This window comes from Maricaulis sp., from assembly GCF_017643475.1.
GTDB lineage: Bacteria > Pseudomonadota > Alphaproteobacteria > Caulobacterales > Maricaulaceae > Maricaulis.
This window is the reverse complement of sequence record NZ_JAEPNI010000002.1, coordinates 722161-736977: the sequence shown is the minus strand read 5'-3', so window position 1 is coordinate 736977 and position 14817 is coordinate 722161. Positions and strand designations below refer to the sequence as shown.

At 61.0% G+C, this 14817-nt stretch carries 13 protein-coding genes; 6 read left to right on the top strand and 7 right to left on the bottom strand.

Features of this window, described 5'->3' with window-relative positions:
* Window positions 1-10 precede the first annotated feature (10 nt).
* On the bottom strand, window positions 11-1822 hold the full coding sequence (locus tag JJ889_RS10910) for an ATP-binding cassette domain-containing protein (RefSeq protein WP_291894981.1): 1812 nt from the start codon (window positions 1820-1822) through the stop codon (window positions 11-13).
* 48 nt (window positions 1823-1870) lie between these two features.
* On the bottom strand, window positions 1871-3025 hold the full coding sequence (locus JJ889_RS10905) for a hypothetical protein (RefSeq protein ID WP_291894979.1): 1155 nt from the start codon (window positions 3023-3025) through the stop codon (window positions 1871-1873).
* Window positions 3026-3199: 174 nt separating this feature from the next.
* Between JJ889_RS10905 and JJ889_RS10900 the strand changes: the two genes are divergently transcribed.
* Genes JJ889_RS10900 through JJ889_RS10885 form a run of 4 tightly spaced genes read left to right on the top strand, consistent with a single transcriptional unit; the run spans window position 3200 to window position 5543 of the window.
* The gene (locus tag JJ889_RS10900) at window positions 3200-3724 is read left to right on the top strand and encodes a hypothetical protein (RefSeq protein ID WP_291894977.1); all 525 of its coding nucleotides are present in this window, start codon (window positions 3200-3202) and stop codon (window positions 3722-3724) included.
* A 6-nt stretch (window positions 3725-3730) separates the two neighbouring features.
* Complete coding sequence (locus JJ889_RS10895) at window positions 3731-3895, top strand: hypothetical protein (protein WP_291894975.1); 165 nt, start codon at window positions 3731-3733, stop codon at window positions 3893-3895.
* Window positions 3892-4830, top strand: a complete 939-nt coding sequence (locus JJ889_RS10890; protein WP_291894973.1) for a histidine kinase — start codon at window positions 3892-3894, stop codon at window positions 4828-4830. The genes JJ889_RS10895 and JJ889_RS10890 overlap by 4 nt, the downstream gene beginning before the upstream one ends.
* Complete coding sequence (locus tag JJ889_RS10885; protein WP_291894971.1) at window positions 4827-5543, top strand: LytTR family DNA-binding domain-containing protein; 717 nt, start codon at window positions 4827-4829, stop codon at window positions 5541-5543. The genes JJ889_RS10890 and JJ889_RS10885 overlap by 4 nt, the downstream gene beginning before the upstream one ends.
* Window positions 5544-5555: 12 nt before the next feature.
* Here the strand turns inward: JJ889_RS10885 and JJ889_RS10880 are convergent, their stop codons facing one another.
* The 3 genes from JJ889_RS10880 to JJ889_RS10870 all read right to left on the bottom strand — a co-directional run bounded on the left by JJ889_RS10880 (window position 5556) and on the right by JJ889_RS10870 (window position 8127).
* On the bottom strand, window positions 5556-6182 hold the full coding sequence (locus JJ889_RS10880) for an opacity family porin (protein ID WP_291894969.1): 627 nt from the start codon (window positions 6180-6182) through the stop codon (window positions 5556-5558).
* Between the two features lie 162 nt (window positions 6183-6344).
* Window positions 6345-7553, bottom strand: coding sequence for a hypothetical protein (locus JJ889_RS10875; RefSeq protein ID WP_291894967.1), 1209 nt, complete (start codon window positions 7551-7553; stop codon window positions 6345-6347).
* A 109-nt stretch (window positions 7554-7662) separates the two neighbouring features.
* Window positions 7663-8127, bottom strand: a complete 465-nt coding sequence (locus JJ889_RS10870; protein ID WP_291894965.1) for a hypothetical protein — start codon at window positions 8125-8127, stop codon at window positions 7663-7665.
* Between the two features lie 230 nt (window positions 8128-8357).
* Between JJ889_RS10870 and JJ889_RS10865 the strand changes: the two genes are divergently transcribed.
* Together JJ889_RS10865 and JJ889_RS10860 are read left to right on the top strand one after the other, a co-directional pair.
* Complete coding sequence (locus JJ889_RS10865) at window positions 8358-10016, top strand: ATP-binding protein (protein WP_291894963.1); 1659 nt, start codon at window positions 8358-8360, stop codon at window positions 10014-10016.
* Window positions 10017-10046: 30 nt separating this feature from the next.
* Complete coding sequence (locus tag JJ889_RS10860) at window positions 10047-11141, top strand: PQQ-dependent sugar dehydrogenase (protein WP_291894961.1); 1095 nt, start codon at window positions 10047-10049, stop codon at window positions 11139-11141.
* Here JJ889_RS10860 and JJ889_RS10855 read toward each other — a convergent pair.
* Window positions 11138-11554, bottom strand: a complete 417-nt coding sequence (locus JJ889_RS10855) for a DUF1330 domain-containing protein (RefSeq protein ID WP_291894959.1) — start codon at window positions 11552-11554, stop codon at window positions 11138-11140. The genes JJ889_RS10860 and JJ889_RS10855 overlap by 4 nt on opposite strands.
* A 9-nt stretch (window positions 11555-11563) precedes the next feature.
* Window positions 11564-14806, bottom strand: coding sequence for an efflux RND transporter permease subunit (locus JJ889_RS10850; RefSeq protein WP_291894957.1), 3243 nt, complete (start codon window positions 14804-14806; stop codon window positions 11564-11566).
* Between the last annotated feature and the right edge of the window lie 11 nt (window positions 14807-14817).

The window sequence follows — 14817 nt, the reverse complement described above, 5'->3', positions numbered from 1 at the left end:
TGATGGAGGGCTAGCTGCCCTCCAGCTCCTCGCGCAGGGTTTCCAGCTCCAGCCAGCGATCCTCCTTGTCGGAGCGTTCCTGCATCGCACGGCCCAGTTCTTCCGAAACCTGGGTCATGCGCGCCGCATCGCTGGCCAGTGCCGGGTCCGCCAGGGACTTCTCAAGCTCGGCTATCCGCGATTCCAGTGCCTCGATCTGCTCGGGCAGGTGTTTGAGCTCGTAACGATCCTTGTTGGCCATGCGTTTGCGTTCCGGCGTCGACTGTTGCGGCTTGGCGCTTGGCTTGTCAGCAGGGCTGGCCTGTTTTCGCGGGGCGTCCTTCTTGGCGACGCCGGCACCGCGCTGGGCCAGCATGTCGGTGTAGCCGCCGGCATACTCCACCCATTTTCCGCGCCCTTCCGACATCAGCACGCTGGTGCAGGTCCGGTCGATGAAGTCGCGATCATGTGACACCAGGAAGACGGTGCCCGCATAACTGGCGATCAGGTCCTGCAGGAGGTCGAGCGTCTCGAGGTCAAGGTCGTTGGTTGGCTCGTCGAGGATGAGCACGTTGGAAGGCAGGGCCAGGGCGCGGGCGAGCAGCAGGCGGGCGCGTTCGCCACCGGAGAGGACTTCGATCGGCGTGTTGGCTTGTTCGGGCGCGAACAGGAAGTCCTTCATATAGGCCATCACGTGTTTGCGCTGGCCGTTGACTTCGACCATGTCGCCGCTGCCCTCGGTCAGCGTTTCCGCCACCGTCCAGTCCGCCCGAAGCGCGGAGCGACGCTGGTCGAGGCTGGCATATTCCAGGTTCTGGGCGAGTTTGACGCTACCCGTGTCCGGTTCCAGCTCGCCGGTTAGCATTTTCAGGAGGGTCGTCTTGCCGGCCCCATTGGGTCCGATCAGGCCGATGCGGGCGCCCCGCGTGACTCGCATGGAGAAGTCGTTCACCAGCCCCTGTTCGCCATAGGCCTTGGACAAGCCGCGCGCATCAACGATCAGCTTGCTGGCCTCCTGGGCCGTCGAGGCCTCCATCTTGGCGGTGCCGGTCGGGCCTCGGTGTTCGGCGCGCTGTCTGCGCAGGTCGTGCAGTTCCGAAAGGCGCCGCACATTGCGCTTGCGCCGCGCGGTGACCCCATAGCGTAACCAGTGTTCCTCGCGCACGATCTTGCGATCCAGCTTGTGCAGTTCAAGCTGTTCGGCTTCCAGTGTCTCGTCGCGCCAGGCTTCGAAACTTTCGAACCCCTTGTTCAGCAGACGTGTCTGCCCACGGTCGAGCCAGACTGTGGAGCGGGAGAGATTGCTGAGGAAACGCCGGTCGTGGCTGATCAGGACCAGGGCAGCGCGGATGGATTTGAGTTCGTCCTCGAGCCACTCGATCGCGGGCAGGTCGAGATGGTTGGTCGGCTCGTCCAGCATCAGGATGTCCGGTTCCGGGGCCAGGGCGCGTGCGAGAGCCGCGCGGCGCGCCTCCCCGCCCGAGATCGAAGCCGGGTCTTCATCACCTGTCAGGCCGAGATGTTCGAGCAGGTAGAGCGCGCGATATTCGCTGTCTGCCGGTGCCAGGCCGTCGAGCACATAGCCCTTCACTGACTTGAACGCGCTGAGATCAGGTTCCTGTTCCAGATAGCGGATGGTCACACCCGGCTGGACAAATCGCACCCCGTCATCAGCCTCGACGAGTCCTGCGGCGACTTTCATCAGCGTGGATTTGCCTGACCCGTTTCGGCCGACGAGGCACAGGCGGGCATTTTCCCCAATGCTCATCTCCGCCCCGTCGAGCAGGGGCGTGACGCCGAAGGTCAGGTGAATGTTCTGGAGGGTGAGAAGCGGTGGGGCCATGCCCCTGAATACGGTCCGAGGCGCTGGCCGTCACCCCGTCATTTCAGGTCAGGCGATGCGGGCATGATCTTCGTCCGGGCCATGGTTCCGGGTCAGGCTGCGCAGGAAGCCCGGGAAGATGTCCATGGCATCGCGGGCCGGCATGGTCTCCTCCTCGCGATTGCCACACCAATAGTCCCAATAGCTGGTGACGTGCGAGACGGCTGAGAGGTCATGGCCGAGCTGGGCGAAGAATTCCGGCGCCTTGAGCAGGATGTGGCGGATAGCCCGGGGATCGCCGCCAGTGGCAAAACGGGCGTATTCGCCTTCGTATTCCGCCATCACGGTTTGCAGCGAACGCCAGCGATTGCGGGTTTCGCCGATAATGTCGCGCCGGATCTCGTCGATCATGAAGCGCTCATTCTGGGTCATGCCGGTGACGATGAGATCGTTGATGGCGATCAGGAAACGCCTCAGTGCATCCTTCTCATCGGCAATGCGCCAGCGATAATAGAGGATGCCCTTCCAGCCGAAGATGGCCGCGCGATACTTGGCTTCGTCCAAGTCCAGCGCGTGTTGCAATTGGTCAAAACGCTCATCTTCCTCGCCGGCAAGGATATAGCGTGCGAACCGAATGGCGCGCTGGCGGGAGCCGTCCTCGTCGGCGGTTACGTCCATAGTATCGAAGGCCAGATTGACCATGTCGGACACCTGGTCCGCGACATAGCCCTCCATTTTTTCCAGATCCTTGTCAGAGATGTCAAAATAGAGGTCGGCGACAGGGCTGTCGTGATCGCGGAAGCGGTTGCTGAGCAGGAACGGGTCGAAGGAGGGCATGGCGGCCAAATCGCGCAAGCGCTCCAGATCGTGGGAATAGGCCAGTTCATTGGCGTCCTGGCCGATGAATTCGCGCAATTTGGGTTCGAAGCCGCGCTCCTCGACAAAGAAGGAATGCCCACCCATGGCCAGATCGGTCGTGGTGACCGGCACGATCACTTTGGTGACGACCGGATTGTCAGTGACCAGATAGGGACGCTCGTGTTTGCGTACAGTGTGTTTGATCAGGAAGGCGGTGTTCAGGCGGCGGTTATAGAAAAACGGCAGGTTGGAATGATCGCTCTTGTGACGATAACGACGATGGATCGAGTATAGGTCCAGGATGCGGAATGTTGTCCCGCCCTGCACGATCCGTTTCAGATTTGCTGCTGCCGTAGACTTGCCCAAGTCCCGCATCCCAACATTGCCCGATTGTAATTAAAACCACACAATCCTCACCAGAGCTCTAACGTGAAGTCTGGAGGGGCGATAAGTTTTACTGGCTTGTGTATGAATGCTCAGGCTATGTGAGGGTGTATCTGTTCCCGATTTCAGGCTTCACAAAGATCTGCGCTGATCCTTATGCGGTTACTTCAACTGATTTTCCTCATGACCCTGATCTGTGTTTCGGGGACCGCCTCGGCACAGGCGCTGTGGCGAGCAGGAGATGATCCCGCATGGGCCGAGGCCGGGGTGGAGCTGGCGGACTGGCGCTCGATCGAGACGCTGGGGACGGGGTTTCGCGGCCGCTACTGGCTGCGCGTGGTCACGGTGAGCCCAAGCGGCAGCGCGGACACGCTGCCCAGCGCTGTCAGCCTGCGCGCCAATCACCCGGTTGATGTCTACTGGAATGGCCAGCTGCTCGGTCGCAATCATGTTTCCGGTGAGCAGGTCTATGAACGCGTGGATCTGAACCTGCCGCCCGACTGGAGCGATGGCGGCGAAGCGCTGCTGGCGTTTCGGGCGGACGCATCCGGGCTTGCCGATACAGAAGCGCTTTACGTCACTTTCGGGGTGGTGGAGCTGCCCACCGCATCACGGCGCGAAATGACGTTGATGGCCGTAGATGGCGCTGTTGGTTTTCTCGCTCTTTTCCTTGTGGCGTGATTCATCGTGCTGTGGGTGTCTGGCCGGCGCAGTCCCGAGATCATGCTGGCGGTGGGCGTATGCGTGATGGCGGCGCTGATCCTGTGGCTGGACGACAGTGATCGCACCTTCAGGGCACCCGACCAGCTGCTCGACGAGATCGTGCTGTTCGGTTCCGCGCTGGACTGTTGATCCTGGTACCGGCGATTTTCTTCTTCCGTCTGAAACTGCAATCCAGCTGGGCCTGGCTGGCGGGGCTTGTCGTTGCGATCACGGCCTCGATGGTGCCGATCGGCGGGCTGGAACAGGATGCGCGGGCTCTGCTGGCGATGAGCCTCTTCCTGGCGGTTATGGCGGTTATGGCGCGAACCGCAACGAGCTGGGAGCGCTGGAGCCATCTGGCTGCAGCGCTCAAGCTGACCGGTGCTGTCGTCATTCGACCGGACCTGCTTCGCTTCTTCCTGGCGGCGCTCGTTGTTCTGATGGGAGCCAGTCTGCTGGCCGAGGTGCTGGCGCGCGAGATTATTGCCAACCGCAATCTGGCGCGTATGGCGCGATTGCAGCTGGCCCTCGTGAAGCGGAATATCCAGCCGCATTTCATCATGAACAGCCTGACCGTAGCCAATGAGCTTCAGCAAACCGACAGCCAGGCGGCCTCGCGTTTTGTCGACGCCATGGCAGGAGAATTCCGGGCCCTGGCCAATATGGTGGACCAGGACACAACGACGGTTCTTGAGGAGATCGAACTGTGTCGCAATCACCTGACCATGATGGGGCTGCGGCTGGGACGCGAGTTTTCGCTTGAGTTCACATCCGACCAGAGCGACGCGCCTTTTCCGCCCGGTGTGCTTCACACGCTGGTCGAGAATGCGATCAGTCATAACCGCTACCGGCAGGAGGCAGTGACCTTTTCGCTGACCGGGCAGTCCGTAGGCGGTGCGAGGGTGTTCGAACTGCGGGTGCCGCGCGCTGACAGGGCGGGTGAGACGTCAATGGGTACCGGGTCTGGAACAGCCTCTATCGAGGCTCGGCTGGAAGAGTTTGCGCCGGGGGACTGGCATTTCAGTTCCCAGGCGGACGCTCGGGACTGGGTCAGTTGCATCACTCTGCCAGAGGTCAGCACATGACCAGCGAAACGCCCATTCGTCTCCTCTCCATCGAGGACGAACCCCTGATTGCCCAACGTCTGAAACGCTTCGCGGCAAGCATTCTTGGCGAGCAGCTGGTCAGTTTCAGTCTTTGCGAGAGTATTGGGGAAGGGTTGGAATTCCTGGAAGCCCGGCCGGTCGATCTTTTGCTGCTGGACCCCAATCTGCAGGGCGAGGACGGCTTCAAGGTGCTCGAGCGGGTTACCTCCTACGCAGCGCAGACCGTGATTGTCTCGGCCCATTCCGAACGTGCGGCCACGGCGTTTGACTATGGTGTGATCGATTTTGTCTCCAAGCCGTTCGACGAACCGCGCCTGGCGCTGGCTTTCGAGCGTTTCCAGACCCGTCGGCCGAAACAGGCTACGGCTGCGAAATATCTGAGTTTCCGGACGGGGCGTCGGGTAGAGGTCGTGCCGCTGGAAGACGTCGCGCTGCTGCGTGGTGCGGACAAGTATTCCGAAGTCTTGCTGGCCTCCGGTGATATCAAGCTGCACGACAAGGCGCTGGGGAAGCTGGAGCCGCACCTGCCCGAGACCTTCCTGCGCATCCACAAATCCTACATCGTGCGCCTAGACCAGGTCGATCGCTATGAAAGCTTCCCTGGTAACAAGATGGAGCTGGTGCTCCACAATGGTGAACGCGCGCCCGTGAGCCGTTCGAAAATGGCTGACGTGCGCGCGCTCTTCCAGTGATTGGCAATCGCGTCAGAACGCCACGCGCAGTCCGGCTCCCAGCGTGTATCCGTCGTATTGGAAGGACACACTTGACGAGCCAAGTGGAGCCGACAGCGTGTAGTCCGTCTCGCCGGCCCGGAAATAGCGCAGGTCCGTGAACAACTGCGTGTTTTCCGAGAGGGAGTAGTACACTCCGCCAATCAGCTGGAGGGCGGCGACGGAGGCATCGCCCTCGATCGAGCCTCCAGTGCCAGCGAAGTCGGCGCTTATGCGCGCCATGCCCAGACCAGCACCGACATAACCGGACCAGCGGGCTTCGGGGGAAAAGTCGTAAATCGCATTGGCCATGATGGAGGTGGCGCTGAGGCCGTCCCCACTGCTGCCCGTATCCGTGCCATTGAGGGTCAGAGCATTGAACTTGCCGCCGCGATGCGCGAATTCGGCTTCGAAACGCCAATTGTCCATGCGGCGGCCGATAGCGCCGCTGAAGAAGGATGCGTTGGCCAGCTCAAGCTGCATGTCCGCACCCGCGAGTGAAACGTCGGTATCCTCAACGGCACGGATGCCGAACTGACCGGAGACATACATGTCCTGCGCCTGTGCCGGCAGGGAGAGCATCGCAGTGGTCGCGATGGCCAGGAAGATCTGGGTTTTCATTGTGTTACCTCAAACTCGTTGTCTAATCGCCTGCCAGCGGAGGGCTGGTCTGGCTCGTCACGAGTTCGGGGATAGGGGAGCGCCGCGGCGTCGGGGAGGTGGCGTTTCGTGAATGGCTCCTTGTGTGGCGCCAGCGGCTCTTCTGTCGCTCCTGCCGGGATTTCAGGCGGCCTTGTCGGGTTGCGGTGGCACAAAAACCTCGGGGCGGGGTATGTTGGAGGAAGAGCGGTGAACGATTTCGCCTGGCTCTCCCAGCTCGATATCGCGGGTCACACTGGCCATGAAACTGGCGAAAAGCGGCATGGCTTCACGGGCGTGCAGGAAACCCTTCTGGTTCTGACTGGCCCAGAAGCGCCAATAGCCCGGGATATGGCTGACGACCGAGAGATCGCTGCCGATATCATAAAAAAGGCTCGGCGCGCGCAGGAGGAAGGAACGGAAGCCACCGGCGTCCTGCCCGTTACAGAAACGCGCAAAAACGTCTTCATACTCCTGCATCACGCTGGCCAGACTGCACCAGCGGGCCCGGGTTTCGGTCATGATCTTGCGACGCAGATGATCCAGTTCGGTCTGTTCATGCGGCGTGGCGCCGACGATTGCCACCTCCTTCAGCTCGTAGAGGAAGGATTTGAGCGCGTGCAAGGTCTGCGACATGCACCAGCGATAATACAGGATGCCCTTCCAGCCGAAGACACCGGTCTTGAACTCCATTGCGGTCATGCCCAGCGAGCTGCGCAGTGCGTCCAGGCGGCCATCATCGCGATTGGCCAGCAGCTGGCGGGCGAAGTTGGCGGCGCGGGCATCATCGCGATCGGATTTCTCCGAGCCAAAGGCGAGCGAGATCACCGAAACCACCTCACTCGCGACGGCCTCCTCCATGCGCTGGCTCTCGGCTTCGGAGATGTTGAAATAAAGATCGGATACCGGCCGCGTGTGGTTGCGATAACGCTCGCTGAGCAGGAACGGGTCAAAGGAGGGCAGGGCGGCCAGTTCACGCAGGCGCAGAATGTCCAGGTCAATCAGGTGTGGGTCATCGGGACAGTCGAACTCGGCGCGGATCTTGTTGGCAAAGCCGACCTCCTCGACAAACACAGCATGCCCACCCAGCGACAGGTCTTCCTGGGCTAGCGGAATGAGCAGCTTGGTCACCACCGGCTGATTGGACATAACATAGGGGCGTTCATGCGTCCGGACGGTGTGCTTGACGACAAAACAGCGGTTCAGCCGGGAGTGGTTGAAAAACGGGCGCTCGGAATAGTCCAGCCGGTCGCCATAAGCCTGGGCGATAGAATGCAGGTCCAGGATGCGGCTGGTCGCGCCGCCCTTGACGATCTGTCTCAGATCAGACCGGACTGTCTGACGTAGTTTCATGTTCGCCCTCCACTTGCGTGACCACCAAGGCTAGCAGTCCCGGCTTAAGGGAGATTGCGTCTGCGCGGAGGGATTTGAGACAGTTTTTACGCGGGTTTTAGCCTTGCCGCTAACCGTGCTGGAGATGTCGGGCCGGTTTCAGGAGGGCAAACAGCAGGCCTGCAGCAGCACCACCAATGGAAAGTACAAGCAATCCCGTAACATCGCGGCCAGAGGCCACCGGCGTGATCGTCGAGCCCAGCACGGTGGTATAGTAAACCGTGATGGCATTGATCAGCGTGAACACCGCCGTGGCGCCCGCCAGTGCATAACCAATGCGCCGCCAGCTTTCGCCCAGCCAGCGCGCAATCAGGCCGGCGACCGGGAAAGCGATGGCAAAACCGATGGCCAGGAGAGCCATCAGGGTCGGTCCGAAACCGACCAGGTCCCGGCTGATCGCATCGATACGGACATGGGTGGGGATGTTCGCGCCGACACCCACCAGGCCTTCCAGCACAATGTGTGTATTGGCGATGCTGACAATGACGGCACCAGCAATCAGTGCGGCCAGATAGGACAGGATCAAACGTGTCATCTTTCCCCCTTCACGACGGCAACGAAGCCAAAGCCCGGCCGGATCGTCAAGCCGAAACCGGAAAATCGTCGCCCATACGCGTAATCTTAACTGGTTGAATGCTAGGTGAAGACTGAGAAAGGGTTTCTCGGGGAAGACATTTGGCGTCACAGCGCGCAACAGATACCGCAAGGGCGAGTCGTGCCCGAGCGCAGGCCGGACATCGCTCCCGGGCTGCGGCGGGGCCGCTAGTGGCGCTGCTTGGAGCCTGTGTCACCGCATATATGAGTTTGTCCGGCTATCTTGGGCAAATCGAGTTGGCGCTCAATTTTTTCCTTCTGTCCGGCCTCGCCGTCAGCCCGCTCATGCGCCGGTGGAAGCACCTCAGAAACTGGCATGCCCTGTACGTGATCAGTCTGGCGCTTGGGCTGTTTATCTATTCCTCGCTAGCGTCGAACGGCGTTCAGAATTCAGGGCTTCCAGTCCTCATCATAGTCCAGGTCGCGGCTGGTATCTATCTGGGTGCCAGAGGCGTATTGGCAGCAACGGCGGTGCTGGTGCTGTATGCAGCGGCTCTGGTCTTCAAGCTGCTCTATTTCCCTTCGGCTGCTGAGCTCGCCGTTCCGGCGTCCCAGCTGTATGGCAAGGTGTTCCTGTTCACCTTTGCGATTTTCGCGGCGCATTGGGTGACCACGCGTTATCTACGTGAGCATTCGCGATTACTCGAGGAATTGCAGAAATCTAGCGAGCAGAAGTCCAATTTCCTCGCCAATATGAGCCATGAGATCCGGACGCCGCTGAATGGCATTCTGGGCATGGCCCAGGCGGTTCAGGATCGTCCGCTGGATAATGAGTCCCGGGAAATGGTCGCGACCATGCTGGACAGTGGACGCATGCTGAACACCATCCTCAATGATGTTCTGGACCTGACCAAGATCGAGGCTGGCAAGCTGGATATCGCGCCGGTCGAGGCCGATCTGCCTGCGGCCCTGCACAGTGTTGCGCGCCTGTGGAAGCCGAGCCTGCGCGAAAAGAAACTCGATTTCGTTCTAGATATTGATCCGGTCATTCCAAACGAGCTGGAATTTGATCCTGTGCGTGTGCGCCAGTGTCTCAACAATCTGATGTCCAACGCGCTCAAATTCACCAGCGAAGGCTCCGTCAGCTTGCAGGCACGGATGCCGGTCCGTAAGGGTCATGATCGTTGCACGATCGAGATCAGTGTCTGCGATACCGGGATCGGCATGTCCGAGGAGATAGAGGCACGCCTGTTCACACCGTTTGAACAGGGCGAGGCCGATACCACACGGCGGTTTGGCGGCACTGGGTTGGGCCTGACCATCTCGCGCACTCTGGCCAATATGATGGGCGGTGATATCCGCGTTGAGAGCCGGGAGGGCGAAGGCTCAAAGTTCTACCTCACCTTCGAGGTGGGATTGGAGGCGAGTGCCGTTGAAGAGGCTCCCACATCCGGCCGGCCGGATGTAGTGGATCAGCACGCGGAAGATTTGCGTATCCTTCTGGTCGATGATGTCGCTACCAATCGCATTGTTGCGCGCCATCTGCTGGCGACGGTCGGCATGGAGATTGTCGAGGCGGAAAATGGTGCCGAGGCGGTCGAGATCCTGGAATCCGGTGATCGTTTCGACCTGGTACTGATGGACATGCACATGCCGGTTCTGGATGGCGAACAGGCGACGGCGCGCATTCGCGCGAGCTCGGGCCGGCATGTCGATATCCCGATCCTGGCCATGACGGCAGATGTGATGTCGCTCAATGATCTTCGCCTGGCCCAGATCCAGATGGACGGGCTGATTGCCAAGCCGGTGGAGCGCGAACAAATGATCGCGACCATCTTTGAAGTTCTGGAATTGCGAGAGACCACTTCCCAGCTCCGCAAATCCGGCTAGTCTCTTGCCTGAGATTTGGGGTGAGGGACGATGATCTTCACAAGTGTTTTTCTGGCCGCGACCCTGCAGGCCACCAGCCCGGCCGAGCCGGATTTCCAGACCGAAGTGCTGGCCGAGGGGCTGGACTATCCCTGGGCGGTCGCTGAGTTGCCTGATGGCGATATCCTGATCACCGAGAAGACTGGCCAGTTGCGCTGGTATCGAGACGGCAGCCTGCAGGCCGAGCCAGTCGGTGGTGTGCCGGATGTGCTTTATGGTGGACAAGGTGGATTGCTGGACATCGTGGCACATCCCGGATTTGCCGAGAACCGGCTGGTCTATCTGACCTGGTCCGACGGACAGCCGCGCCAGAATGTGCTGGCGCTCGGGCGGGCGCGGTTCGAGGGCGGGCAATTGCTTGACCTGGAAACCCTCTTCACATCCACGCCCCGGACCACTGATGTGCATTATGGCGCGCGCCTCGTCTTCCTCAATGACGGTTCGATCCTGCTTGGCTTGGGGGATGGGTTCGACCTGCGCGAACAGGCGCAGGTGGTCGGAAATCACTACGGATCATTTGTACACCTTGACGCGGATGGTCAGGCCTTGGCCTCACCGTTTGATGAAGCAGCTCCCGGCATATTCACCATCGGCCATCGTAACCCCCAGGCCGTTGTCGTCGATCCGGTTAGCGGTGCGGTCTATGCACATGAACACGGACCGCAAGGCGGCGACGAGATCAATCTCCTGGTCGAGGGCAGCAATTACGGCTGGCCGATTACCTCCTATGGCATCGACTATACGGGTGCGCTGGTCACGCCGTTCGAGACCTATCCCGGCATGACCGAGCCGCTGGTGCACTGGACGCCGTCCATCGCTCCGGCAGGCATGGCGTTCTATAGCGGAGACATGTTCCCGGAATGGCAGGGGGATCTGTTTGTTGCCGCGCTTATCCCAGGCGAGGCACCGATCGCGAGCGGCCATATCCGCTGGGTTGACCTCGAAGACGGGCAGGTGGTCGACCAGGCGGTCCTGCTCAGCGAGTTCGAGGCGCGTTTCCGTGATGTGCGTCTGGCCGCTGACGGCAGCCTTTTGGCCATCACCGACAGCGATAACGGCCAGTTGATCCGCGTTTATCGCGACTAGCCGAAAACGTTGGAGCCATCCAGCACGTGGTGACGAACAAGGCGGCTGTCGAGGACTGCGGCCTGGCGGTGAGGCACGGCGTTGCTCTGATAGACCGGGTCGGTGACCATCTCCAGGAAGGCACCTGCCGTTGGATAGGCCGCGATGAAGGAAATATCCCAGGCCTCGTCGGCCGGGCCAATCAGCGTCACCTGAGGCTCGCCGCGCCACAGGATCGTGCCGCCGACACGCTGGAAGATCGGCCCCGAGAACTTTCCGTAGTTTGCATAGGCCTCTTTGCCCGTCGCCTCGCGGCCGTCGGGGTAGATAGCCCTGTCGCGCAGGCGGATCAGATTGAGCATCTGGATCGGAGAGGACCGGTCCAGATCCTTGAAGATCTGGAAGGCCTCGCGGGTGGGGTCGACATGGCTCATCAGATTTTCCTATTCGGCAGATTGCTGTTTGGGCTGGATCAAGCCGGGAAAATGGCGGCGAAGCCTGGCCATCAAAGTGCTGATGAGCTTGCGTCGGAAGTTACCCAGGCGAGAGGGAACACCCAGCATCACCGGCGTCAGCACCAGGGTCAGCAGGGTCGAGAAACCCAGGCCCCAGACAACGGCCGAGGACAGCTGGACCCACCATTCACTGGCCGGCCCACCCACGAGCAGGCGGGCGTGGGCGAAGTCGGCATTGATCTGGAACACCATTGGCAGCAGGCCGAAAATCGTCGTGATCGTCGTCAGCATGACCGGGCGCAAACGCTGGGCTGCCGTGCGGACGATGGCTTCGTCGACACTCATGCCCAGACCGCGCAGGCGCTGGAACGTGTCGATCAGGACGATATTATTGTTCACGACAATTCCGGCCAGCGTCACGATGCCCGTGCCCAGGAAAAGGACGGAGATGTAGGGGAAGGTCAGGAAGACCCCCAGGAAGACGCCGACCACGGAGAGCACGACTGCCTGGAGTGTCAGTACGACATGCCAGAAATTGTTGAACTGCCAGAGCAGGATCACAGCCATCATGAACAGTGAGGCCATCATGGCGCCGGCAAAGAAGGCACGGGCTTCGGCGTTTTCCTCATCCGCACCGAGATAGCTGACTTCGACCTGGGACGGGATGGTGCCGTCGGCGACACGGGCATTCACCCAGTCCTGGACATCGGCGAGCAGCAGGTTGCCTGCATAGCCCTCGGCGGCGTTGGCGCGCACGACGAAATAACGCTGGCCATCGCGGCGGCTGATGCTGTCGACCCGCGGCCTCGCTTCGCGAGTGACGAAGTTTGATATTGGAACCGCGCCGGCGACCGTATTCACACGCAGATCGTCCAGACGGCTGATATCTCGGTCATCAGCCGGGAAACGCACGCGGATATCGACTTCCTCGTCCGCATCATCAGGACGATAACGACCAACCAGCGTGCCCGAGGTGACCAGCTGGACGGCCGCACCGACCTGGGCCACGTCCGCACCGAAGCGACCGGCTTCCTCGCGGTCCACATCCAGGCGCCATTCAACACCCGGCAAGGGCAAGGTGTCCTCGATATCAGTGAGACCTTCGAACTGGTCGATATAGCCGCGTACCAGACGGGTCGCGGCGACCAGGGCTGCAGCATCGTCTGAGCGCAATTGAACCTGGACGTCCTTGCCCACGGGAGGGCCTTGCTGGAAGCGTCGGACCTCGACGATCACGCCGGGCAGGCCGACAAGGGCCTCGCGGATATTGGCTTCGATCAGGCGGCCATTCGGACGTTGGCCGAAGGGATGGAATTCGACAAATATGCGCGCGATCGTATCGGCGGGCGCGCCTCCCGTGCCATCGAAGGGCGAAGCGCCCGGAGGGGCGCCGGCGACGGTGTAATAACCCTTGATGCCTTCAATGCCATCAATGCGTCGCTCTGCCTGGAGCGCCAGCTGGTATTGCTCTTCCGGTGAGAGATTGCCGCGGGCGCGAACAAATACATAGACCTGTTCCGGCTCGGCATCGATAAAGAATTCGGTGCGCTTGGGGCCGCCGAAGGCCCCGCCGGATTGTGCGATGAACGCGAACATTACACTGAAGACCACCACCACTGTGCCAAGGGCAACCATGCCCGGGCGCCGTGCCAGCGCAGAGATCATGCGGGCATAGAGGCCGGTGAAGCCGGGCAGTTCGGTTGGCTGTCCACCCTCCTGGGCATTGAGGTGCGCCAGCGCGCTGTCCTTGTCAGCTTCGCCACCCTTCTTGCCCAGCACAGAGCCGAGCGTAGGCAGGAATATCAGTGCCATCACCAGTGCGGCAGACAGGACGAATATCAGGGTCAGAGGCAGGAAGGCCATGAACTGGCCCGGGATGGAATCCCAGAACAGGAAGGGCAGGAAAGCCGCCAGTGTGGTCGCTGTGGAGGAGATGATCGGCCAGAACATGCGCTTGCCGGCCTGGCGATAGGCTTCGATCCGGGTCTCGCCCTCGGCCAGTTTCCGGTCGGCATACTCCACCACGACAATGGCGCCATCGACCAGCAGGCCCACGGCCAGGACCATGGCGAACATCACCATCATGTTGATGGTCAGCCCGTAGATATCCAGCAGCAGGAAAGAGAAAAGGAAGCTGGAGGGGATGGCGAGACCGACCAGCAGGGCGGAGCGCAGGCCCAGCGCGGCGACGACCACGATGAGAACCAGGAGAATGGCCAGCATGATCGAGCTGGTCAGAGAGTTCAGGCTGTCACGAACATAGGTCGACAGGTCCAGGCTGAAATCATACCGCACGGTCGACGGCCAGATCTCGGCGATCTGGGCGGTCAGTTCGCGCACACGCGTGGACGTATCCATGATGTTTTCGCCGGAACGGCGCACGACCTGGAGTGTGAAGGCGGTCTGGCCGTTGTAACGGGAGAAACTGTCGGCATCCTTGAAGGTCCGCCGCACGGTGGCGACGTCCTGCAGTGTGACCACTGCATCGCCAGAGCTGGTCAGCGGCAGATTGAGCGCATCCTCGGCCGTCTCGAACAGGCCGGGAACCTTGACCTGGAAACGCGCATCACCACTGTCCAGGGACCCCGCAGCAATGAGCTGGTTGTTGGACTGAACGGCATTGAATAACTGCCCATAGGTGACGCCATAGGTTTCCAGCAGGGCCGGATCCACCACGATCTCCAGCAATTCATCGCGAATGCCCTGGATGTCGACCTGCAGGATTTCCGGCAGGGTTTCCAGCTCTTCCTCGAGATCGCGGGCGATACGATAGATCGTGCGTTCCGGCGCTTCGCCATAGACCTGGACCGCGATGGTCGGGGCAAGGGCGGAGTTGAACTCCTGGATGACCGGTTCACGCGCTTCTTCCGGATATTCCCGGCGCGCCATGTCGACGGCTTCGCGCACATCGAGCACGGCCTGGTCGGAATCAAATGGTACAGAGAATTCGGCGACCAGCACGCCGGCGCCGAGGGTGCCGACACTGTCGAGTTCTTCCATGTCATCGAGCGCGCGCAGTTCCGTCTCGGTCGGGCGCACGATGAGGCGTTCGGCGTCCTCCGGAGAGATTCCGGCCAGCGGCACGGTGATGATCACAAACGGAAAGGGAATGTCCGGGTCCGCTTCGCGGGGCAGGGTCAGGAAAGACAGGAGGCCGGCGAGCAGGGCGCACACGAAAATGGCCAGGATCATCCTGGACCGGTTGATGGCAAAATCGACTATGCCTGTCATGGTCAACTTCC

What these genes read in the sequence shown, in the direction of transcription:
- JJ889_RS10910 (WP_291894981.1), bottom strand. Translation starts at nt 1,822, where the DNA reads ATGGCCCCACCGCTTCTCACCCTCCAGAACATTCACCTGACCTTCGGC.
- JJ889_RS10900 (WP_291894977.1), top strand. Translation starts at nt 3,200, where the DNA reads ATGCGGTTACTTCAACTGATTTTCCTCATGACCCTGATCTGTGTTTCG.
- JJ889_RS10885 (WP_291894971.1), top strand. Translation starts at nt 4,827, where the DNA reads ATGACCAGCGAAACGCCCATTCGTCTCCTCTCCATCGAGGACGAACCC.
- JJ889_RS10880 (WP_291894969.1), bottom strand. Translation starts at nt 6,182, where the DNA reads ATGAAAACCCAGATCTTCCTGGCCATCGCGACCACTGCGATGCTCTCC.
- JJ889_RS10875 (WP_291894967.1), bottom strand. Translation starts at nt 7,553, where the DNA reads ATGAAACTACGTCAGACAGTCCGGTCTGATCTGAGACAGATCGTCAAG.
- JJ889_RS10870 (WP_291894965.1), bottom strand. Translation starts at nt 8,127, where the DNA reads ATGACACGTTTGATCCTGTCCTATCTGGCCGCACTGATTGCTGGTGCC.
- JJ889_RS10860 (WP_291894961.1), top strand. Translation starts at nt 10,047, where the DNA reads ATGATCTTCACAAGTGTTTTTCTGGCCGCGACCCTGCAGGCCACCAGC.
- JJ889_RS10855 (WP_291894959.1), bottom strand. Translation starts at nt 11,554, where the DNA reads ATGAGCCATGTCGACCCCACCCGCGAGGCCTTCCAGATCTTCAAGGAT.
- JJ889_RS10850 (WP_291894957.1), bottom strand. Translation starts at nt 14,806, where the DNA reads ATGACAGGCATAGTCGATTTTGCCATCAACCGGTCCAGGATGATCCTG.